Origin of the sequence: Mycolicibacterium komossense, assembly GCF_025822605.1 — a bacterium.
Taxonomy (GTDB): Bacteria; Actinomycetota; Actinomycetes; order Mycobacteriales; family Mycobacteriaceae; genus Mycobacterium; species Mycobacterium komossense.
This window is the reverse complement of record NZ_JACKTY010000047.1, coordinates 185,167-206,163: the sequence shown is the minus strand read 5'-3', so window position 1 is coordinate 206,163 and position 20,997 is coordinate 185,167. Positions and strand designations below refer to the sequence as shown.

Genomic DNA, 20,997 nt, shown 5'->3' with positions numbered 1-20,997 from the left:
ACTCGAGGCCAGAGCTTGGCTCACGCGTTGCCGGTGGAGCGTTCGTGCAGGAGATACAACGCCCATCCGGCCAGGGTCTGCGCGTCGGTGAGTCGGCCGTCGCGCATCATCTGCTCCATCTCGGCCCGACCGAACCAGGCGCTGCGCATGTCCTGTTCTTCGTGTTCGCGGTCGGGCTCGCCCTCGGTGAGGTCGGTGGCGACGAAAACCTGGCCGCGCTGGCTGCTCATCCCCGGAGCGATGTCGATGAAACCCAGCGCCGTCATCGTGCCTGCCGTCAGGCCCGTTTCCTCCTGGAGTTCGTGGGCGGCCAGCTCCACCCCGTCCATCTCGACCTGACCCGGGGCGGTGCCCTGCGGAAATTCCCAGGACCGCATCCCTACCGGGTAGCGGAACTGCTCGACCAGCTGGAACCGCTCGCCTTCGTCCGTGGTGGAGCGGGGGATCACCAACGCGAAAGTCGGCTTGTCGACGAACGCGTAGATCCCCTCGGTGCCGTCCGGTCGACGGACGACGTCCTCGCGCAGAGTCATCCAATTGTTGCGGTAGGCCACCTGGCTCGATACCCGCTCGATGCGATCCACGACAGCCAGTATCGGCGACCCCGCCGTCCCGGCGCGCGGTAGCGTCCTAGGCGTGCTGCTGACCTCACTGAATCCCGCGGTCGTCGCCGCCGGTGCCGATATCGCCGACGCCGTGACGATCGGCGGAACCACCCTGAGCCGAAGCGACCTGGTCGGCGCCGCGACCTCGGTGGCCGAGCGGGTCGGTGGGGCGTCGCGGGTGGCGGTCCTGGCCACTCCGACCGCGACGACAGTCCTGGCGATCACCGGCGCTTTGATCGCCGGTGTGCCCTTCGTCCCGGTCCCCGCCGACGTCGGGGCCGCCGAACGCGCCCACATCCTCACCGACTCCGGGGCCCAGGCCTGGCTGGGCGAACTGCCCGCCGACCCCGGCGGCTTGCCGCACGTCCCGGTTCGGTTGCACGCGCGCTCCTGGCACCGCTATGCCGAACCACATCCCGACGCGCCGGCCTACGTGATGTACACCTCCGGCACCACGGGTGCGCCGAAAGGCGTGCAGACCAGTCGGCGGGCGATCGCCGCGGATATCGACGCCCTGTCCGCGGCCTGGGCGTGGACTCCGGATGACACGCTGGTGCACGGGCTGCCGCTGTTTCACGTGCACGGTCTGGTGCTGGGGCTACTCGGCTCGCTGCGCATCGGAAATCGCTTCGTGCACACCGGGAAACCGAGTCCGCAGAATTATGCGGCCGCCAACGGCACGCTCTACTTCGGGGTGCCGACGGTGTGGTCGCGCGTGGCCGCCGACCGCCAGGCCGCGGCCGCGCTGTCCTCGGCGCGTCTGCTGGTGTCGGGAAGTGCGCCGTTGCCGGTGCCCGTGTTCGACCGACTGGTCGAGATCACCGGCCATGCCCCCGTCGAACGGTACGGAAGCACCGAATCACTGATCACGCTGAGCACGCTGGCCGACGGTGAACGCCGGCCCGGCTGGGTGGGGCTTCCGCTCGACGGCGTACAGACCCGGCTCCTCGACGATGCGGGCGACCCCGTCCCGCATGACGGGGAAACTATTGGGCACCTTCATGTTCGCGGCCCGATGCTGTTCGACGGGTACCTCAACCGCGCCGAGGCCACCGCCGACGTGCTCGCCGCCGACGGGTGGTACCGCACCGGCGACGTCGCGGTCGTGGACGAAGCCGGTATGCATCGCATCGTCGGCAGGGAATCGGTCGACCTGATCAAGTCCGGTGGCTACCGCATCGGCGCCGGGGAGATCGAGACCACGCTGCTGGGGCATCCTGCGGTCGCCGAAGTGGCGGTCGTCGGGCTGCCCGACGACGACCTGGGCCAGCGGATCGTCGCTTTCGTCGTCGCCTCCACGGCGGCTGAGGCGGTACCGGACGAACTGATCGAGCATGTCGGACAACAACTCTCGGCGCACAAGCGGCCCAGGGAAGTCCGGCTGGTGGCTGCGCTACCCCGTAACGCGATGGGCAAGGTACTCAAGAAGGAGTTGACATGACCCTGCGGTTCACCGAGATCTGTATCGACGCCACGGATATCCATTCCTTGGGTGCCTGGTGGTCGGAGGTGTTGGGTTGGCCGTTGGCGATCACCGAGGACGGCGATGTGCAGCTGCAGTCAGCCGCCGGCCCCACCATGCTGTTCCTCTCGGTGCCGGAGGGTAAGTCCGCCAAGAACCGCATCCACCTCGACTTCACTCCCGACGATCAGCAGGCCGAGGTAGCTCGCGTGGTCGGCCTGGGCGCCCAACATGTCGACATCGGCCAGGGTGAGCAGAGCTGGGTGGTCCTTGCCGACCCCGAAGGAAACGAGTTCTGCATTCTCGCCGGCGAGTAGTCACGGGCGCTCGCGCAGGTCGATGTCCGCCATCGGACACTCAGCATCTGCTGGGACACTGGCGGCGTGCGTCGACTCCGTCACCTGCTGGCCGCCACCGGTGTGGCCATCCTCGTCGCGGCGGGTTGTGCGGCCCCACCGATAGCTCAGGGTCCGCCACAGCTGACGCCGCCGATGGGCTGGAACTCGTGGAACTCCGGGATGCCGCTGACCGAGCAGAACGTGAAGGAGACCATCGACTCGATGGTCTCGTCGGGCATGCGTGATGCCGGCTACCGCTACGTGAACCTCGACGCGGGCTGGGCGGCCCCCACCCGGGATGCCGACGGTGATCTGCGCGCGGACCCTGACACCTTTCCCGACGGTATCGGCGAGGTGGCGCGTTACGCGCACGACCGCGGGCTGTCCCTGGGCCTGTATGCCAGCCCCTTCAACGAGATCTGTGGGCAGGACCCGCGGATCGGTAGTGCCGGGCATGAATCCGCCGATGCGCGGATGTTCGCCAAGTGGGGTGTCGATTACCTCAAGTACGACTGGTGCCGGTTCGACAATGACCACGACGAGCAGGTCAAGTACTTCACCGCGATGCGGGATGCGTTGCGCGGCACGGACCGCCGCATCATCTACAGCATCAACCCGAACAGCTCCGCGATGCCGAGCGCCGGTTCGCGCTACGACTGGTCCGGAATCGCTGATATGACCCGCAATTCGATCGATCTGATCCCGGCCTGGGGCGACGACACCCTGTGGGCGCAGGGGTTGGCCGGCGTCAGCCTGGAGTTCGCGGCCGCGATCCCGGTGGCGCCGCGCAGTCGGCCCGGCTATTGGAACGATCCGGACATGATGGTGGTCGGCATTCCCTGGGCGACGTTCGCTGCCGGCCACCCGTCGATGTTGGTCAGCCTGGCGCTGCCCGGCACGGTCAGCGCCAGCGACATCTCGGTGCAGCCGGTGCCCGCAGAAGTGGTGGCGAAGGTCTCCGATCAACGGCCCGATCTGACCGAAGTCGAACAGCGCACACACTTTTCGCTCTGGGCGATGCTCGCCGCGCCGCTGCTTGCCGGCAACGACCTGCGCACCATGGCGCCCGAGGCGCGTGCGATCCTGACCAACCGGGACGTGATCGCCGTGGACCAGGATCCGCTGGTCTTGCAGGGCAGCCCGCTGCACAGCGATGGTCACATCATCGTCAAACCACTGGCCGACGGATCGGTGGCAGTGGTTCTCTACAACCCGGTGCAGCCACCCCTCGCGATCCGGACGACGGCCAACGCAGTCGGCCTGCCTGCCGCCGCCTGCTACACCGTGCGCGATCTGTGGACGCATACCGAAACCACCACCACGACAGGCGTGTTCGGGCAGGACAGCGTGCCCATCCACGGGGTCGGGATGCTGCGGGTGCGACCGGGCTGCTAGTCCGCGCAGGATCAGTTGGCGTGCAGTGCCTCGTTGAGCGTGATGCCGTGCCCGTCGCGGCGGACCACCTCGACCGCGCCGGTCACCGAATTGCGCCGGAAGAGCAGGTTGTTCGCGCCGGTCAGCTCGCGGGCCTTGACTGACTCGCCGTCCGCAGTGGTGACTTTCGTCCCGGCGGTGACATACAGGCCGGCCTCGATGACGCAATCGTCGCCCAGCGAGATACCCAGGCCGGAGTTGGCGCCGAGCAGGCAACGCTTGCCGACGGAGATGACCTGGCTGCCGCCACCGGACAGGGTGCCCATGATGGAGGCGCCGCCGCCGACGTCGGACCCGTCGTCCACCACCACGCCCGCCGAAATCCGGCCCTCGACCATCGACGAGCCCAGGGTGCCCGCATTGAAGTTCACGAACCCCTCGTGCATCACCGTCGTCCCCGCGGCCAGGTGCGCCCCGAGGCGCACCCGGTCGGCGTCGGCGACGCGCACCCCGGCTGGCACCACGTAGTCGACCATCCGCGGGAACTTGTCGATGCTGTAAACGGTCACCGGGCCGCGGGCGCGCAACCGTGCCCGGACCAGTTCGAAACCGTCGACCTGGCACGGCCCGAAATTCGTCCACACCACATTGGCGAGCAGACCGAAGAATCCCTCGGTGTTCAGCCCGTGTGGGGCCACCAGGCGGTGCGAGAGCAGATGCAGGCGCAGGTAGACGTCGTAGGCGTCGACGGCCTTGTCGGCCAGGTCGGCGATGGTGGTCTGGACCACGACGGTTTCGGTTCCGCGGACCTCGTCGGTGCCGGTCAGCGCCGCAAGATCGTCGGTGACCTGGGCCACCGACACCTTCGTCGTCCCCGGGTCACCGTAGGTCTCCAGTTCCGGTGCAGGGAACCAGGTGTCGAGAACAATGCCGTCGGCGCTCAGCGTCGCCAGTCCAATACCCGAAGCTCCAGTCACGGTGTTCACGCTACTGGATTGGCGTGTTCGACCGGATCGCCCGGTAACCTGTTCACTCGTGCTCGACCTACACGGTGACCCGATTGCCCTGACCGCAGCGTTGGTGGACATCCCCAGCGTCTCGCGTGACGAGGCTCAGATCGCCGACCAGGTGGAGGCCGCGCTGCGGTCCCAGACTCCCTCTTCTCTCGGATATGAGATCGTCCGCAACGGGAACGCGGTGCTGGCCCGCACCAACCGCGGCCTGCCGACGCGAGTCATGCTCGCCGGGCACCTCGACACCGTGCCGGTGGCTGACAACCTGCCGTCGCGGCGCGACGGCGACGTCCTGCACGGGTGCGGCACGGTCGACATGAAATCGGGCGACGCCGTCTTCCTGCACCTGGCCGCGACCATCGCCGATCCGGCCCACGATCTGACGTTGGTGTTCTACGACTGCGAGGAAATCGATTCGGCTGCAAACGGTTTGGGCCGGATCGAAGGTGAACTGCCCGACTGGCTGCGCGCCGACGTCGCGATTCTCGGCGAACCGTCGGACGGCTATATCGAAGCCGGCTGTCAGGGCACACTCCGGGTGGTCATCAGCACCACCGGTACCCGGGCCCATTCTGCCCGGTCCTGGTTGGGCGACAACGCCATCCACCGACTCTCCGACGTGCTGGCGCGGTTGTCCGCCTACCGGGCGCGCAGCGTCGACATCGACGGCTGTGTGTACCGGGAAGGGTTGTCGGCGGTCCGGATCGACGGCGGCGTCGCGGGCAACGTCATTCCCGACGCCGCGGCACTGACCGTGAACTTCCGGTTTGCCCCGGACCGCACCCCCGAAGCGGCGTTGCAGCATGTGCGCGAGGTGTTCGACGGACTGCCGGTCACCCTCGAGTTGACCGACTCGGCGGCCGGTGCGTTGCCCGGGCTCGGGAAGCCTGCCGCGGCCAGGCTGGTCGAAGCGGCCGGTGGGCAGGTCCGCGCCAAGTACGGCTGGACCGACGTGGCCCGGTTCGCGGCGCTGGGCATCCCCGCGGTGAACTACGGACCAGGTGATCCCAATCTCGCGCACCGCCGTGACGAACGGGTGCAGGTTTCTCAGATCACCCAGGCCGTCGATATGCTTCGCCGGTATCTCAGCGCCTGACAGGTAGCCCGTTACGTATGCTCCACCTCGCAAAGAATCCACGGCTTACCCCGGTAACTCACATCAGTCAGGAGCTGTGCATGCCGGGAAGATTCTCCGTCACCTTGATCGGCGAATTCCGGGTCCATCACGGCGGCCGTCTGGTTGATCTGCCGCCGTCGTGCCAGAAGGTGATCGCACTCGCGGCGTTGGCGGGACGGCCCGTGCACCGCCTCTGGGCCTGCTCGCAACTGTGGCCAGACATCCCGTCGGCCAGCGCGTCGGCGCGGCTGCGGACCACGCTGTGGCGGCTGCGGCCCATGGGTGCCGACGGGCTGTTTTCCGTTGACGCCAAATCACTTTCACTCGCCGCCGGGGTGCACGTCGACTGGCGTCGCGCCGTCGAACTGTGCGAGTCGTTGCTCGACGGGCGTGCTACCCCGGGCCGACCCGATGCCGACGTGGTCGATGAACTCCTACCGATCCTGCAGCGCGGCGCACTGCTCGACGGCTGGACCGACCACTGGAACGCCGGTGAGCGCACCCGCTATCACGGTCTGAGGTTGTCAGCTCTGGGCCGGCTGGCCTGAGCTTCGGCGTCCACTGCCGCCGACACCAGACCGATCGCGGACAGCTCGGCCGCGACCGCGCGCAGTGCGGCACCCTCGCCCGCGGTCAGCGCCCGACCGTGTTCGGCCGCCAATCGCCCGACTACACAGTCGGTTTCGGCGGAAAGCCGGGCCAGGGGATCCGCCGCCCGCAGATCGCCAAGGCGGACCGCGTCGTGCCAGGCGCGCAGAGCGACCGCGTTCTGCCCGGACCGCTCGGCCATGCCGGCCGCCTGTCGGGCTGCGCTGACGGCCCCGTGGCCGTCGCGAGCTGCCGCGAGCCGCCAGGCCCGCGCCAGGCCCAACTCGGGAGCGAACAGGGCAGATTTGGTGCCGTGCCGAGAAGCTGCCCGCGACAACACTTTTGCGGCCTGCGTCAACTCGCCCTGGCCCGACAGTGCCGTCGCCAACAGCATCAACGACAGTGGGCCCCACGAATACCCGGTCCGATCCAGCGTCGTCGACGCCGGGCGCAGCAGCGCGGTCGCGGCGGCCAGGTCGTCCGGTCCGCCTCTGGCGATCAGAACCTGAGCCAACAACACCTCGCCGATCGCTCGGCCCGGCTGCTGTAATTCCGCGAAATCGGTGTACCGCCTGGCCATCTGTTCGGCGCCGTCAAGATCGCCGGCCATCAGCAGCGTGGTGGTCCGTCCGAGCCCGACGGTGAACCGCAGCAGCCCGGGATGCTCTGCTGCGTCGGCTCGTTCGGCGAACGCGGCGACATCGGCGAACCGGCCCATTCGGGCCGAACACAGCGCAGCGGCACTCGCCGCCCACGCTACCGCCATATCGCCGGCCGCCGGTGAGCTCAGCACCTCGGTGGCGATCTGCAGTGCCCGCTGCGGTGCGCCCGCATTCATCGCGAACGTGGCCGACAGGGCGTCGATGGTCGCGGCGGCGGCCGGTTCGGTCAGGCGGCTGCGGGTGGTGCGCAGAAAGGCCGTCGCTCGTTCGGGCTCGCCGAGCATCCAGAACTGGTTGGCCGCAAGGGGAATTGCCCACGCCATCAGTTCCGGCTCGGACAGCGTCCCAGGGTCGACGGCGGCAAGGACATCGGCGGCGTCGCGGCCGCGGCCCTGCCAGCCCATGGCGTGGGCCAGCAGCAATCGCGCCGCCAGCGGGGCAGCGGGATCCGCGACGGCCGCCCGGGCGAGTCGTTCCGCCAGTAGGACATCACTCAGTCGCAGCGCTTCGCTTGCGGCCGTGACGATCTCGGCGGTGCTCTGGGGTGTGGCACTGTCCAGGGCCAGCGATGCCAACCGCAACCTGTCACTGGGGTGATCGCGGCACCGGGCGGCCAGCCGCGCAACCAGCTCGGTGCGCAGCCGGCGTGCCCCCTCCGTGCCGAGTGCGGCATGCGCGCGTGCGGCGAACGACGGGTGGGCGGTGAACACCATCGGGTGATCCGCGTCGCGGCCGCGCAGGTGTACCTCGACCGCGCCGGCCGACGTCGCCTCGTCCACCGCCTCGGCCGACGACAGCGCCTGTAAGTCCGCCAGGGCCAGCGGTTCCTGGATCGACAGGTAGTTCAGCACGGTGCGCGCGCCTGCCGGTAGCTCCGCCAGGAACGTGTCGACATCCCGGCCGTCGGAGGCGGCGGCGTCGTCGCCGGTGAGGTCGATGCGCACCAGCAGATCGTCGGTCCACAGCGCAGCCAGTTCGTCGGAGGTGGCGCCGGCGCCGACGGTGATGATCATCCGCGTCTGGCCGGCGCGGGCCAACTGGTAGACCAGCGTCGCCGACAGCTGGTCGAGGTGCTGGGCGTCGTCGACGACCAGCAGGTCGCCCGGGCCCACCGCCAGCGAGGACCGCGCCGCGCGCAACAATGCGGCGGGCTTGCCGATCTCGGCGACCTCGAGCAGATCGCTGAAGGCGCCGAACGGGACGACGCGTTCGGCGGACGTTCCGGTCACCCAGCGGATCACCGCGTCGGGATGGGCGTCGGAGAAGTCCTCGACCGCCGTCAGTGCCAGGGTGGATTTCCCGACCCCGTCGGGTCCGAGGACGACCGCGCCGGCCCGGTCCGGATCGCGCAGCGCCGAGGCCAGTTGCTGGACTGCCGCCTCATGCACGGGGACGCTCCAGCGCATCGGCATCGCCGGATTGTATTGCGGTGAGGTCGCGTCGACGGAGGTTAGGCCCAAATGGGCGCAGCCCGACTTGACCCAATTCCGCGACTCCTCCTCGGGCTCGTTCCTCGCCTGCATCGTCGTCCGCGGCTGGGCTACCTTGTCGGTGTGCCGAGCGATACCGAACTGGACAACGAGTGGGCGGTCTGCGTCTACTGCGCGTCAGGACCGACCGATTCCCGTCTCCTGGAGCTGGCCACCGCGCTGGGGGTGGCGATCGCCGATCGCGGCTGGACCCTGGTCTCCGGTGGCGGCAACGTCTCGGCGATGGGGGCGGTGGCCGCCGGCGCACGGTCGCATGGTGGTCGCACCATCGGGGTGATTCCGAAAGCGTTGGTGCATCGTGAACTTGCCGATGTCGGCGCCGACGAACTGATCGTCACCGACACCATGCGCGAGCGCAAAAAGATCATGGAAGACCGTGCGGACGCGTTCATCGCGCTCCCCGGCGGGATCGGCACGCTCGAGGAACTCTTCGAAGCCTGGACCGCCGGCTACCTGGGCATGCACGACAAACCCGTCGTCATGCTCGATCCGGTCGGGCACTACGACGGGTTGTTGACATGGCTGGCCGGCCTCGTCGAGACCGGCTACGTCAGCAAGGCGGCACTGGGCCGGATGCCGGTCGTCGAGGACGTCGACGCGGCGCTCGATCTGTGCGTGCCGGACTCTCCGGTACCGGCGGTATCGCCTCGCGGTTAGGCTGCCCGCATGTCTGAGCGCGAATCCGGAGCACGCACCTCGGTCGGTCTGGCCGATTTGGCCAGTCAGGTTCCCGGTCTACTGAAGGATGCCCCGGTGATCCTGCGCGGCGTCACCACGGGCTTGCTGGCGCGCCCGACCTCCAAGACGTCGATCGGCAAGGTGTTCCAGGACCGGGCCGCCCGCTTCGGCGACCGCCCCTTCATCCGGTTCGGCGACCAGACGCTGTCCTATGCGCAGGCCAATGCGACGGTCAACCGGTACGCGGCGGTGCTCGCCGCCCGCGGCGTCGGGCGGGGCGACGTCGTCGGCGTCATGCTCCGCAACTCGCCCAACGCGGTGCTGGTGATGCTGGCGGTCGTCAAATGCGGTGCCGTCGCGGGCATGCTCAACTACCACCAGCGCGGCGACGTGCTGGCGCACAGCATCGGGCTGCTCGAGGCGAGCCTGCTGGTCGCGGAGGCTGATCTCGTCGAGCCCATCGTCGAGAGCGGCGCCGTCGCGAACGGGGCACCCGAGCCGACCACGATCGAAGAGCTCGAACAGGCCGCGGTGACAGCGCCCACCGGTAACCCCGCGTCCGCGGCGGCGGTTCTCGCCAAAGACACCGCGTTCTACATCTTCACCTCGGGCACCACCGGGAATCCGAAAGCCAGCGTGATGACGCACTTTCGCTGGCTGCGCGCCCTCGCCGCGTTCGGTGGCCTCGGGCTGCGGCTGAACAGCAACGACACCCTGTACTGCTGCCTGCCGCTCTACCACAACAACGCGCTGACGGTCGCGGTGTCATCGGTGATCAACGCCGGCGCGACGCTGGCGCTGGGGCGGTCGTTCTCCGCCACCCGGTTCTGGGACGAGGTGATCGCCAGCGACGCGACCGCGTTCATCTACATCGGCGAGCTGTGCCGCTATCTGCTGAACCAGCCGCCGAAGCCCACCGACCGGGCACACAAGGTCCGGGTGATCGCCGGCAACGGGTTGCGCCCGGAGATCTGGGACGAATTCACCTCGCGGTTCGGGATCAGACGGGTCTGCGAGTTCTACGCCGCCAGCGAGGGCAACACGGCCTTCATCAACATCTTCAACGTTGCCAAGAGCACCGGGATCAGCCCGTTGCCATTGGCGTACGTCGAATACGACCCCGACACCGGGGCACCGCGACGCGACGGGGCCGGCCGGGTCACCAAGGTGCCGCCCGGGCAGCCCGGACTGTTGATCAGCCCGGTGAACCGGTTGTCCCCGTTCGACGGCTACACCGATCCGGCGGCGACCGAAAAGAAGTTGGTGCGCAACGCTTTTCGGGAAGGCGATGTCTGGTTCAACACCGGTGACGTGATGAGCCCGCAGGGTATGGGTCATGCGGCGTTCGCCGACCGGCTCGGTGACACCTTCCGGTGGAAGGGCGAGAACGTCGCCACCACACAGGTCGAGGGCGCGCTGATCGACCTGCCCGATATCGAGGAGTGCACGGTCTACGGCGTCGAGGTACCCGACACGGGCGGGCGTGCCGGGATGGCGGCGATCAAGCTGCGCGACGGGTCGGAGTTCGACGGTAACGGACTGGCTGCCGCGGTGTATTCGAAGCTGCCGTCCTACGCCTTGCCGCTGTTCGTGCGGGTGGTCGAATCGCTGGAGCACACCTCGACCTTCAAGAGCCGCAAGGTCGACCTGCGGGAACAGGCCTACGGCCCGGATCTCGGCGACCCGCTGTATGTGCTGGCCGGTCGCGACGAGGGTTACGTGCCGTTTTATGAGGAGTATCCCGAGGAAGTGGCGGCCGGGAAGCGTCCGAAGGGCTGAGGTACGAAGCCCTGAGGAGCGCTGACCCAGAGGACCGGGAACAGGCCTCGGTAGCGCCGAGCGCTCACTCTGGTACAGAAATCGGGCGCCAAACCGTACAACGATGAGCGCTCGGCGGTGGTCGCCGCAGCTGCGACAACTAGCCTGGAACGCGTGCAGGCGACCTTTCTCGGCCGATCCGTGGCGGGTGACCGTGCTCTGATCATGGCCATCGTGAACCGCACTCCGGACTCGTTCTACGACCGGGGCGCCACGTTCACCGACGATGCCGCCAAGACGGCGGCGCATCGCGTCATCGAAGAAGGGGCCGACGTCATCGACATCGGCGGCGTCAAGGCCGGCCCGGGTGAGGTGGTGGATGCCGACCAGGAGATCGCGCGGGTGGTGCCGTTCATCGAGTGGCTGCGCGACGCGTATCCGAACCAACTGATCAGCGTCGACACCTGGCGGGCGTCGGTGGCGAAACTGGCGTGCGCGGCCGGCGCCGACCTGATCAACGACACTTGGGCGGGCGCCGACCCCGGGCTGCCCGAGGTGGCCGCCGAGTTCGGCGCCGGGCTGGTCTGTTCGCACACCGGGGGAGCGGTCCCGCGGACCCGGCCTTTCCGGGTGAACTACGGCCACACCACCAGAGGCGTCGTCGACGACGTGATCCGCGAAGTCACGGATGCGGCCGAGCATGCGTTGGCAACGGGTGTTTCGCGCGACGCGATTCTCATCGATCCGACCCACGATTTCGGCAAAAACACTTATCACAGTCTTAGTTTGTTGCGCCATGTAAAAGATCTTGTTAAGACCGGATGGCCTGTCCTGATGGCTCTGAGCAACAAGGATTTTGTCGGGGAGACTCTGGGTGTGGGTCTGACGGAGCGCCTGGAAGGCACCCTGGCGGCCACCGCCCTGGCGGCGGCCGACGGAGCGCGGATGTTCCGAGTACACGAAGTCGGGCCCACTCGACGCGTACTGGAAATGGTTGCGTCGATCCAAGGCCTACGTGCACCGACGCGCACGGTGAGGGGACTGGCATGACTGCTACACCAGAGCTGGCCACCGACGACACATTTGCGGCTGACGCTTGGCTGTCCGATCACAGTTGGAGCCGTCCAACCTGGACGATCGCCGAGCTTGTGGCCGCCAAGGCGGGACGGACGATATCGGTCGTCCTCCCCGCGCTGAACGAGGAAGAAACCGTCGCGTCCGTCGTCGACACCATCTCGCCGCTGCTCGGCGGATTGGTCGACGAGCTCATCGTGCTCGACTCGGGATCCACCGATGACACCGAAATCCGGGCGATCGCCGCGGGCGCCAAGGTCGTCAGCCGGGAGCAGGCACTGCCCGAGCTCACGCCGAACCCCGGCAAAGGGGAGGTGCTGTGGCGTTCACTGGCCGCCACTACCGGCGACATCATCGTCTTCGTCGACTCCGACCTCATCGACCCCGACCCGATGTTCGTGCCGCGCCTGGTCGGGCCACTGCTGACCCGCGACGGCATCCACCTGGTCAAAGGTTTCTACCGTCGGCCGCTGAAGGTCAGTGGCAGTGAGGACGCCAACGGCGGTGGCCGCGTGACCGAACTGGTCGCCCGACCACTGCTGTCGGCCTTACGCCCCGACCTCGGTTGCGTCCTGCAGCCGCTGGGCGGTGAGTACGCCGGTACGCGCGAGCTGCTGACTGCGGTGCCCTTTGCGCCTGGCTACGGCGTCGAGATCGGGCTCCTGATCGATACCTATGACCGGTTGGGGCTCGACGCGATCGCACAGGTCAACCTCGGCGTGCGGGCGCACCGCAACCGGCCGCTGCCGGAACTGGGCGCCATGAGCAGGCAGGTCATGGCGACCCTGCTGAGCCGCTGCGGCGTCCCGGACTCCGGCGTCGGGCTCACCCAGTTCTTCGCCGATGGTGACGGGTTCACACCGCGCACCTCGTCGGTGTCGCTGGAAGACCGGCCGCCCATGAACACCCTGCGCGCACGCTGACAGGGCCGCCCGCCCCTGACTGCCACTGTCGGGGGCATCAGGCAGTATCGGTGTCGTGACACTGGTTCTGCTGTATCTCGTCGTCCTCGTTCTGGTCGCCGTAGTGCTGTTCGGCGTGGGCAGCCTGCTCTTCGGCCGCGGTGAGCGCTTACCGCCGCTGCCCCGCGCGACGACGGCCACTGTGCTGCCGGCGTCCGGTGTCGTCGGCGCCGATGTCGAGGCGGTGAAGTTCACCCAGGTGCTGCGCGGATACAAAACGAGCGAAGTCGACTGGGTATTGGACCGGCTGGGGCAGGAGCTCGATTCGTTGCGCGGAGAGCTGGCGATGCTGCGCGGTGACGAGCCGGGCGACGCCCCGCAGCAGCCCGCTGACGACCCTCACGAGGGTGCGCACGCCCTGCACGCCGAGGCAGGCGGGGAGCCAGGCCAGTGACCGCGCCGGACGACGGTCGCGTGCGCTGCGGCTGGGCCCAAACCGATGACAAGACCTACCGCGACTACCACGACAACGAGTGGGGCCTACCCCTGCAGGGTCGGCTCCAGCTCTTCGAGCGGATGAGTCTGGAAGCCTTCCAAAGCGGTCTGTCGTGGCTGACGATCCTGCGTAAGCGGGAGAATTTCCGCCGGGCGTTCGACGGTTTCGATATCGAGACGGTCGCCGCGTACGACGATGCCGATGTCGAACGCCTGATGGCAGACAGCGGAATCGTCCGCAACAGAGCCAAGGTTGCGGCCACCATCGCCAACGCACGTGCCGCCATCGAGCTCGGGACGGATCTCTCGGATTTCCTGTGGTCGTTCGCCCCACCGGCCCGGCCCCGGCCCGCCTCGATGTCTGAGGTGCCGGCCACCACCCCGGAATCGACCGCGATGGCCAAGGAGCTCAAGCGTCGTGGATTCAAATTCGTCGGGCCCACCACGGCTTACGCGCTCATGCAGGCCACCGGCATGGTGGACGACCATGTCCAATCCTGTTGGGTGCCGACGGCCCGATCGGGGGTCACATAGCGACCGCCGCCACGCCTGGGTCACGCCACAGAGCCGGGTCTTGCACACGCGCGGCCGCCGATAGGGAACAATGGGGGTGTGAAGTGGCAGTTCGGCGCCGCCGGTGGCAACGGGCGGACGGCCCAGACGCCGCATCCCGTAGCGGCGGGTCAACTCAGATTTGGAGGGAGCACTCGATGGCGGCCATGAAGCCCCGGACTGGCGACGGTCCTCTGGAAGCAACCAAGGAGGGGCGCGGCATCGTGATGCGGGTACCACTGGAAGGCGGAGGCCGACTGGTCGTCGAGCTGACACCGGATGAGGCCGCCGCGTTGGGCGAAGAGCTCAAGAGTGTGACCAGCCCCAGCTAGAGCTTCCCGGGCGATACCGAACCCCGCGCAGGCGCGCGGGGTTCGTATTGGGGAGTGCAGGGGCCGCTAAGACGTGATCTTGCGGTAGATCTCCAGGGTCTGCTCGGCGATGTGTGCCCAGGAGAACTCGTCGATGCAGCGCCGGCGCCCGGCTGCCCCATAGCGGGCGGCTTTGTCGGGATCGGCGACCAGGGCGTTGACCGCGGACGCCAGATCCGCTTCGAAGGCCCGCGGGTCGTTCGCGTCGTAGTGCACCAGCGAGCCGGTCTCGCCGTCGTTGACCACTTCGGGGATACCGCCCACATCGGAGGCCACCACCGCTGTCGAGCAGGCCATTGCCTCCAGGTTCACGATGCCCAGCGGCTCATACACCGACGGGCATACGAAAACCGCCGCGGCGGAGAGAATTTCACGAATCTTGTTGATGGGGAGCATTTCCCGGACCCAGAACACCCCAGTCCGCGCTGCGGCCAGCCGCTCGACCGCGCTGGACACCTCTGCCGCGATTTCCGGGGTGTCGGGGGCTCCTGCGCACAACACCAGCTGGGTATCCGGGGCGAACTGGTGAGCCGCGGCAACCAGGTGCGCGACACCCTTCTGCCGCGTGATCCGGCCGACGAAGGCGACCACCGGCCGCGTCGGGTCCACACCCAGGCTGGCCAGAACGGAATCGCTGGGGTCCGGCTGGGCTGGGTACCACGCCTCAGTGTCGATACCGTTCTTGACGACGTGCACCCGGTTCGGATCGAGTGCCGGGTACACCCGCAGAACGTCCTCACGCATGCCGGAGCTGACGGCGACTACCGCATCTGCGGCTTCCACCGCGGTGCGCTCCACCCACGACGAAATCCGGTAACCACCGCCGAGTTGCTCGGCTTTCCACGGCCGCAGCGGTTCCAGCGAGTGCGCGGTCACCACATGCGGGACTCCGTAGAGCATCGACGCCAGGTGGCCTGCCATCCCGGTGTACCAGGTGTGCGAATGCACTACGGACGCCTGTGCGGCGCTGTTGGCCATCACCAGATCCGCGGACAGGGTGGACAGCGCCGCGTTGGCGTCTGCCAGGGCCGGGTCCGGTTGCGCCAGGATCACGCCCGGCCGAGGCGCGCCCATGCAGTGGACATCGACCTCACACAACCGGCGCAACTGAGCCACAAGCTCGGTGACATGTACGCCGGCACCGCCGTAAACCTCTGGCGGATACTCCCGCGTCATCATCGCTACCCGCATGAGCACGACGGTAGTGGGAGCGGCGCGTCAGCGCAGCCGCGACGCCAAATACCTTGACGGACAATCCGAGAACCGGCACCAATAAGGCGATTGCCCTAGCCGCATTCCGCGGGTGCCGATAAGTTTGTTCCCATGAGGGAAGCGCCACACGTGCTGGGCATCGTCCTGGCCGGCGGGGAAGGCAAGCGGCTGTACCCGCTGACGGCAGATCGGGCGAAGCCCGCGGTTCCCTTTGGCGGTGGCTACCGGTTGATCGACTTCGTCCTGTCAAATCTCGTGAACGCGCGGTTCTTGCGTATCTGCGTTCTCACGCAATACAAATCGCATTCGCTGGACCGACACATCTCGCAGAACTGGCGGCTCTCCGGGCTGGCCGGTGAGTACATCACCCCGGTTCCGGCGCAGCAGCGCCTCGGCCCGCGCTGGTACACCGGTTCGGCGGACGCCATCTACCAGTCGATGAACCTGATCTACGACGAAGACCCCGATTACATCGTCATCTTCGGTGCCGACCACGTGTACCGGATGGATCCCGAGCAGATGCTGCAGCACCACATAGACACTGGCGCGGGGGCCACCGTCGCCGGCATTCGGGTGCCGCGAGCCGAGGCGTCGGCGTTCGGATGCATCGACTCCGACGAGTCCGGCCGGATCCGCGGCTGGGTGGAGAAGCCGGCCGACCCGCCGGGGACCCCGGATGATCCGGAGATGACGTTCGCGTCGATGGGTAATTACATTTTCACCACCAAGGTCCTGATCGATGCGATCAAGGCCGACGCCGATGAGGATCACTCCGATCACGACATGGGCGGTGACATCATTCCCCGCCTGGTCGCGGACGGCATGGCCTCGGTATACGACTTCAACAACAACGAGGTACCCGGCGCCACCGAACGTGATCACGGTTACTGGCGTGACGTCGGAACACTCGACGCGTTCTACGACGCCCACATGGATCTGGTCTCCGTGCACCCGGTGTTCAACCTGTACAACAAGCGCTGGCCGATCCGCGGCGGGTCGGAGAACCTGGCGCCGGCGAAGTTCGTCAACGGCGGCTCCGCCCAGGAGTCGGTGGTCGGCGCGGGCAGCATCATCTCGGCGGCGTCGGTGCGCAATTCGGTGCTGTCGTCGAACGTCGTCGTCGACGACGGTGCGATTGTGGAGGGCAGTGTGCTGATGCCCGGTGTCCGCATCGGTCGGGGCGCGGTGGTGCGCAAGGCTATCCTGGACAAGAACGTCGTGGTCGGGCCGGGCGAGATGGTCGGCGTCGACCTGGACAAGGACCGCGAAAAGTACTCGATCAGCTCCGGCGGCATCGTCGCCGTCGGTAAGGGAATCTGGATCTAGCGCCAGCAGCCCGGACCCCGATGGCCTTATCTGACACGAGCTCGACGACAACGCTTTTCGATGCCGTCTGCCGTATCGCCCGCACGCTCTTCGCGGTGCCCCATGCATTCGTCTGCCTCGAAGACGGAACCTACCGCGGTGACGGTCGGCCTGGTGTGCCGCCGCCCGAGGCCGATCTGGCGGCGGCGCTCGGCGAACATTGGCCGTACCCTCGGACCGTCCTTCTGGTTGAGGATGCTCGACGAGATCCGATCCTGGCTTCGCATCCTCTGGTCGCATCGCCGAGCGGGATCCGGTTCTTCGCGGCCGCACCGATTCTCGGTGGCACCGATACCCCGGTCGGCGTGCTCTGTCTGTCGGACGACGCGCCACGCAGTGTCACTCAGGAGGACCGCGACCGCTTCAGCGACCTCGTTGAGATCGCGCAGTCGCATCTGCGCGAACAGATCGAGCGCCGCGAGCTGACCGCGGAGGCTGCGCTGTTCCGGACCCTGGCCGAGAACTCCGCCGACACGCTCGTGCGAGGTGAGATCGGGGGCGTTCGGAGCTACCTGTCACCCTCCCTGGAAAGCCTGCTGGGATTCACCCCGCAGGAGCTGGTCGGTAGCCGAGCCGGTGACTATGTCCATCCTGACGATCTCGCCGAGTTCAGGGCATCGATGCGGGAGATACAAGAAGGCCGCACCGACAACTTCACCACCGAGCATCGGCACCGGCGCAAGGACGGCTCCTGGGTGTGGCTGGAGGCGTTCGTCCAGGTCACCTTCGATCCGGTGACCGGTGAGCAGGACGGCTATGTCGCCTCGGTGCGCGGTACCGCTCGGCGGAAAGAGTTGGAGGCCCGCCTGGAGCACGATGCGATGCATGACGTGCTGACGGGCCTGCCCAATCGAGCGCTGATCTACGAAAGGCTGGAGCGTGAGATCGCGCGCACCGCCGACCGAGACGACGGCTTCGCGGTGTTCTGTCTCGACCTCGACGGCTTCAAACAAGTCAATGATCGGTTCGGGCACGGCGCCGGCGATGCGGTGTTGCAGGAAGTCGCCGGCCGGCTTCGGACCTGTGTGCGCGGTGAGGACACCGTCGGGCGAAGGGGCGGCGACGAATTCGTCGCTATGCAGTTCGCAGGTGGTCGACGTGGCCCGGCAATTACGCTGGCAGAAAAGATGATTCGTGCCGTATCGGCCCCGACTCACGTCGAGGGAGTTCCGGCGAACATCGGCCTGAGTGTGGGGATTGCGTTCGTGCCGACAGCTGGCGCCGACGCGGAAACGGTGTTGCGGGCCGCTGATACCGCTCTTTACGTATCCAAGCAGGCGGGCCGCAATAGGTACAGCATCTTCGAAGCGGGATGAGCGTTGACCCCTGCCCACTGGGCACGTCGGTCTCGGCAATAGCGTGCCCCGGTAACGGAGCACTTTGCTCAGCGTAAGTCGCGGCGCCGAAATGCGAAGGCGCCCAGTGTGATCAGTGCGGTATCGACGGCCAGCAACCAGACCAGGGGAGTCGCGGTGAAATCGACGCCCACCCGCGGCGTGTGGGCGAACGGGCCGAGATCCAGGATCCACTGCGGGGCGCCGGAGAGTGAACCGAGCAAGTACAGCGCGATGAACCCCACCAGCACGCCCCAGGCCACGGGGGTAAAGCGCGGTACCACCCCGAACAGGGCGACCGTGACGGCGGCGAGCAGCCAGACCACCGGAAGCTGAACTGCTGCCGTGGCCAGTACCGTCGGCAGTTTTCCGCCGATATCGTGTGCGGCGATACCGTAGGTCAGCCCGGTGACCAGGCCGGCGATCATGATCGCGACGGCTGAGCCGATTACTGCGATGCCGAGATGGCTTGCCAGCCAGCGGTTTCGGCTGACAGCGCCAGCCAGTACCGGTTCGGCGCGTTGGCTTGCTTCCTCTTGGTGTAGCCGCAGGGAAAGGGAAGTGGCAAACGCCGCTGCCACCATGGCCAGCATCGCGAATGCCACCGTGATGAAGGCCTGCTCGACGGCGTCGGTGCCGCCGAGGCGCGCGACGATCTCGCGGGCGGCACCGCTGGTGCCGATCTCGTCGCCTATCCCGTTCGTAACGCTGCCGACCAGCAGCCCGTAGATGCAGAGCCCGACCGTCCACAAGATCAGCGCGCCGCGGTCCAGGCGCCACGCCAGGCTCAACGGGCTGCGCAGCCCGAGTCGCGCCGTGGCTGGGCCCAGTCGCTCGGCGATCAGGCCGGCGCCGACATCGCGGCGGGCCAGCAATCGGAAGGCGAGCAGCGTGAGTACCGTGGCGGCCGCCACAGGCAGGGTGAGAACCCAAAAGTGGTCCCCTGCATAGGGTTTGACCTTCAGTGACCAGCCGAGCGGCGACAGCCAGGACAGAGCCCCGTTACCGGCGTCGCCCACGGCGCGCAGCGTGAATGCGGCCGCGAGCAGGCCGAACGCCGCACCCCTGGCGACTCTGGCGCTCGGCGAGAGCTGGGCTGTCACGGCCGCCACGGCTGTGAAAACCAGACCGGATCCAGCCAGGGCCAGACCGAACGCCACCGACCCCATCGCCGGGATATCGAGAGTGAGCAGGCCTGCGCTCCCGATCAGCCCGGTCAGCACCGCCGCTCCCGAGGTCAGGAGCAGTGCTGCGGTCAGGCCGGCACAGCGTCCGACGGCGGTCGAGCCGACGAGTTCGGCGCGGCCGGTCTCCTCGTCGGCGCGGGTGTGCCGGATCATGGTGAGGATCGCCGCGACGGCGATGAGTAGATGGAATATCCCGGCCTTCCAGATACCCACGGCGCCAAGGCTGTCGTTGTAGATATTGCCGTAGAGCGCCCGCTGCGCAGGGCTGGCCATGATCGATGCGGCGAAGTTGGCACGGTCGGCGACGGTCGGATACACCGCGTCGACGCCGCCGACGTACACCGTCGACAGCGGTACCGACAGCAGCAGGATCCACAGCGGGACGGTGACGCGGTCGCGGCGCAGGTTCAGCCGCAGCAGGCCGAACGTGCCGGCAAAGGGGGAGCTGTGTGCCGAGGCGCGGTGGGCGGGTTGCGGCGGACGCTGCAGCGTCGCGGCACTCATGCGTGCACGCTTTCGGGCGTGCCGTAGTGCCGCAAGAACAGATCTTCCAATGTCGGCGGCTGACTGACCAGGCTGCGGACCCCGGCGTCGCCGAGGACCCGGATGAGCTCGCCGATGCTGGCGCTGTCGACTTGAGCCCGCAGGGTGGTGCCCTCGAAGCTGACGTCCTCGACACCGCTGATCCGGCTGAGATCTCCTGGATCCGAGGCCATCTCGGCCTTGATGGAGGTACGGCTCAGATGCCGCATGGATTCCAGCGTGCCGCTTTCGACGGTTCTGCCCGTCCGGATGATGGTGACGCGGTCGCACAGCGCCTCGGTCTCGGCGAGGATATGGCTGGACAGCAGCACGGTGGCACCCCGGTCGCGGGCCTCCCGGACGCATTGCTGAAAGACGTTCTCCATCAACGGGTCCAGGCCAGAACTGGGCTCGTCGAGCAGCAGTAGTCTGGCTTTGGATGAGAATGCCGACACCAGTGACACTTTCTGCCGGTTGCCCTTCGAGTAGGTACGGGCTTTCTTGCGTGGATCGAGGTCGAAACGTCCGATCAGTTCATCGCGACGGGCCGCATCGATGCCGCCGCGCATGCGGGCCAGCAGGTCGATGGTCTCACCGCCGGTCAGCGTCGGCCATAACGTGACATCACCTGGGACATAGGCGATCTGCCGGTGCAGTGTGACGGCGTCGCGCCACGGGTCACCACCGAGCAGTTGTGCCTGGCCGCCGTCGGCCTTGGCCAGACCCAACAGGATCCGGATGGTGGTGGACTTCCCGGCCCCGTTGGGGCCGAGGAATCCGTGCACTTCTCCCTCCCTGACGGTGAGGTCCAGACCGTCCAAGGCTCGCACCGCCCCGAAGGTCTTGGTCAGTCCGCGGACCTCGATGGCGAGGCCCGGGTCGAGACTTGGTGTCATGG

Annotated in this window: 20 protein-coding genes; 14 read left to right on the top strand and 6 right to left on the bottom strand. The window is 67.6% G+C overall.

Going from position 1 to position 20,997, the window contains the following annotated elements:
• Positions 1-20: 20 nt before the first annotated feature.
• Positions 21-584, bottom strand: coding sequence for an NUDIX domain-containing protein (locus tag H7J73_RS28510; protein ID WP_264071165.1), 564 nt, complete (start codon positions 582-584; stop codon positions 21-23).
• A gap of 52 nt (positions 585-636) precedes the next feature.
• On the opposite strand from H7J73_RS28510, the gene H7J73_RS28505 reads away from it, so the two are divergent.
• The 3 genes from H7J73_RS28505 to H7J73_RS28495 all read left to right on the top strand — a co-directional run bounded on the left by H7J73_RS28505 (position 637) and on the right by H7J73_RS28495 (position 3,800).
• On the top strand, positions 637-2,046 hold the full coding sequence (locus tag H7J73_RS28505; RefSeq protein WP_264071212.1) for an acyl-CoA synthetase: 1,410 nt from the start codon (positions 637-639) through the stop codon (positions 2,044-2,046).
• Positions 2,043-2,384, top strand: a complete 342-nt coding sequence (locus tag H7J73_RS28500; protein WP_264071164.1) for a VOC family protein — start codon at positions 2,043-2,045, stop codon at positions 2,382-2,384. The genes H7J73_RS28505 and H7J73_RS28500 overlap by 4 nt, the downstream gene beginning before the upstream one ends.
• Positions 2,385-2,450: 66 nt before the next feature.
• Positions 2,451-3,800 (top strand): glycoside hydrolase family 27 protein, encoded by a 1,350-nt coding sequence (locus tag H7J73_RS28495; protein WP_264071163.1) that lies wholly within the window; start codon positions 2,451-2,453, stop codon positions 3,798-3,800.
• Between the two features lie 11 nt (positions 3,801-3,811).
• Here the strand turns inward: H7J73_RS28495 and dapD are convergent, their stop codons facing one another.
• Positions 3,812-4,765, bottom strand: coding sequence for a 2,3,4,5-tetrahydropyridine-2,6-dicarboxylate N-succinyltransferase (gene dapD, locus H7J73_RS28490; RefSeq protein WP_264071161.1), 954 nt, complete (start codon positions 4,763-4,765; stop codon positions 3,812-3,814).
• A 49-nt stretch (positions 4,766-4,814) separates the two neighbouring features.
• On the opposite strand from dapD, the gene dapE reads away from it, so the two are divergent.
• Both dapE and H7J73_RS28480 read left to right on the top strand, forming a co-directional pair.
• A complete protein-coding gene (dapE, locus tag H7J73_RS28485; RefSeq protein WP_264071160.1) occupies positions 4,815-5,888 on the top strand; it encodes a succinyl-diaminopimelate desuccinylase in 1,074 nt (357 codons plus the stop codon).
• 80 nt (positions 5,889-5,968) lie between these two features.
• Positions 5,969-6,457 (top strand): AfsR/SARP family transcriptional regulator, encoded by a 489-nt coding sequence (locus H7J73_RS28480; protein ID WP_264071159.1) that lies wholly within the window; start codon positions 5,969-5,971, stop codon positions 6,455-6,457.
• Here the strand turns inward: H7J73_RS28480 and H7J73_RS28475 are convergent.
• Positions 6,418-8,571, bottom strand: a complete 2,154-nt coding sequence (locus H7J73_RS28475) for an ATP-binding protein (protein ID WP_264071158.1) — start codon at positions 8,569-8,571, stop codon at positions 6,418-6,420. The two genes, H7J73_RS28480 and H7J73_RS28475, sit on opposite strands and share 40 nt — an antisense overlap.
• A 141-nt stretch (positions 8,572-8,712) precedes the next feature.
• Here H7J73_RS28475 and log point away from each other — a divergent pair, with 141 nt between their 5' ends.
• The 7 genes from log (at position 8,713) to H7J73_RS28440 (ending at position 14,440) form a co-directional block, all read left to right on the top strand.
• Positions 8,713-9,306 carry a cytokinin riboside 5'-monophosphate phosphoribohydrolase gene (log, locus tag H7J73_RS28470; RefSeq protein WP_264071157.1) on the top strand — a complete coding sequence of 198 codons (594 nt, stop codon included), beginning with the start codon at positions 8,713-8,715 and terminating at the stop codon, positions 9,304-9,306.
• Between the two features lie 9 nt (positions 9,307-9,315).
• A complete protein-coding gene (gene fadD6, locus H7J73_RS28465) occupies positions 9,316-11,106 on the top strand; it encodes a long-chain-acyl-CoA synthetase FadD6 (protein ID WP_264071156.1) in 1,791 nt (596 codons plus the stop codon).
• A gap of 153 nt (positions 11,107-11,259) precedes the next feature.
• Positions 11,260-12,135 carry a dihydropteroate synthase gene (gene folP, locus H7J73_RS28460; RefSeq protein WP_264071155.1) on the top strand — a complete coding sequence of 292 codons (876 nt, stop codon included), beginning with the start codon at positions 11,260-11,262 and terminating at the stop codon, positions 12,133-12,135.
• Positions 12,132-13,082 carry a glucosyl-3-phosphoglycerate synthase gene (locus H7J73_RS28455; RefSeq protein WP_264071154.1) on the top strand — a complete coding sequence of 317 codons (951 nt, stop codon included), beginning with the start codon at positions 12,132-12,134 and terminating at the stop codon, positions 13,080-13,082. Before folP ends, H7J73_RS28455 begins: the two co-directional genes overlap by 4 nt.
• A gap of 55 nt (positions 13,083-13,137) precedes the next feature.
• Positions 13,138-13,515 (top strand): DivIVA domain-containing protein, encoded by a 378-nt coding sequence (locus H7J73_RS28450; RefSeq protein WP_264071153.1) that lies wholly within the window; start codon positions 13,138-13,140, stop codon positions 13,513-13,515.
• Positions 13,512-14,090: a DNA-3-methyladenine glycosylase I gene (locus H7J73_RS28445; RefSeq protein ID WP_264071152.1), complete on the top strand. Its 579-nt coding sequence runs from the start codon at positions 13,512-13,514 to the stop codon at positions 14,088-14,090. The genes H7J73_RS28450 and H7J73_RS28445 overlap by 4 nt, the downstream gene beginning before the upstream one ends.
• Before the next feature lie 176 nt (positions 14,091-14,266).
• A complete protein-coding gene (locus tag H7J73_RS28440) occupies positions 14,267-14,440 on the top strand; it encodes a DUF3117 domain-containing protein (RefSeq protein WP_264071151.1) in 174 nt (57 codons plus the stop codon).
• Positions 14,441-14,506: 66 nt separating this feature from the next.
• Here the strand turns inward: H7J73_RS28440 and glgA are convergent, their stop codons facing one another.
• Complete coding sequence (gene glgA / locus H7J73_RS28435) at positions 14,507-15,670, bottom strand: glycogen synthase (protein ID WP_264071150.1); 1,164 nt, start codon at positions 15,668-15,670, stop codon at positions 14,507-14,509.
• A gap of 132 nt (positions 15,671-15,802) precedes the next feature.
• Here glgA and glgC point away from each other — a divergent pair, with 132 nt between their 5' ends.
• Together glgC and H7J73_RS28425 are read left to right on the top strand one after the other, a co-directional pair.
• Complete coding sequence (gene glgC, locus H7J73_RS28430; protein WP_264071149.1) at positions 15,803-17,017, top strand: glucose-1-phosphate adenylyltransferase; 1,215 nt, start codon at positions 15,803-15,805, stop codon at positions 17,015-17,017.
• A 20-nt stretch (positions 17,018-17,037) separates the two neighbouring features.
• A complete protein-coding gene (locus H7J73_RS28425) occupies positions 17,038-18,372 on the top strand; it encodes a diguanylate cyclase domain-containing protein (protein ID WP_276031851.1) in 1,335 nt (444 codons plus the stop codon).
• A gap of 68 nt (positions 18,373-18,440) precedes the next feature.
• Here H7J73_RS28425 and H7J73_RS28420 read toward each other — a convergent pair whose 3' ends face one another.
• Complete coding sequence (locus H7J73_RS28420) at positions 18,441-20,081, bottom strand: ABC transporter permease (protein WP_264071147.1); 1,641 nt, start codon at positions 20,079-20,081, stop codon at positions 18,441-18,443.
• Complete coding sequence (locus H7J73_RS28415) at positions 20,078-20,995, bottom strand: ABC transporter ATP-binding protein (RefSeq protein ID WP_264071211.1); 918 nt, start codon at positions 20,993-20,995, stop codon at positions 20,078-20,080. The genes H7J73_RS28420 and H7J73_RS28415 overlap by 4 nt, the downstream gene beginning before the upstream one ends.
• Positions 20,996-20,997 lie beyond the last annotated feature (2 nt).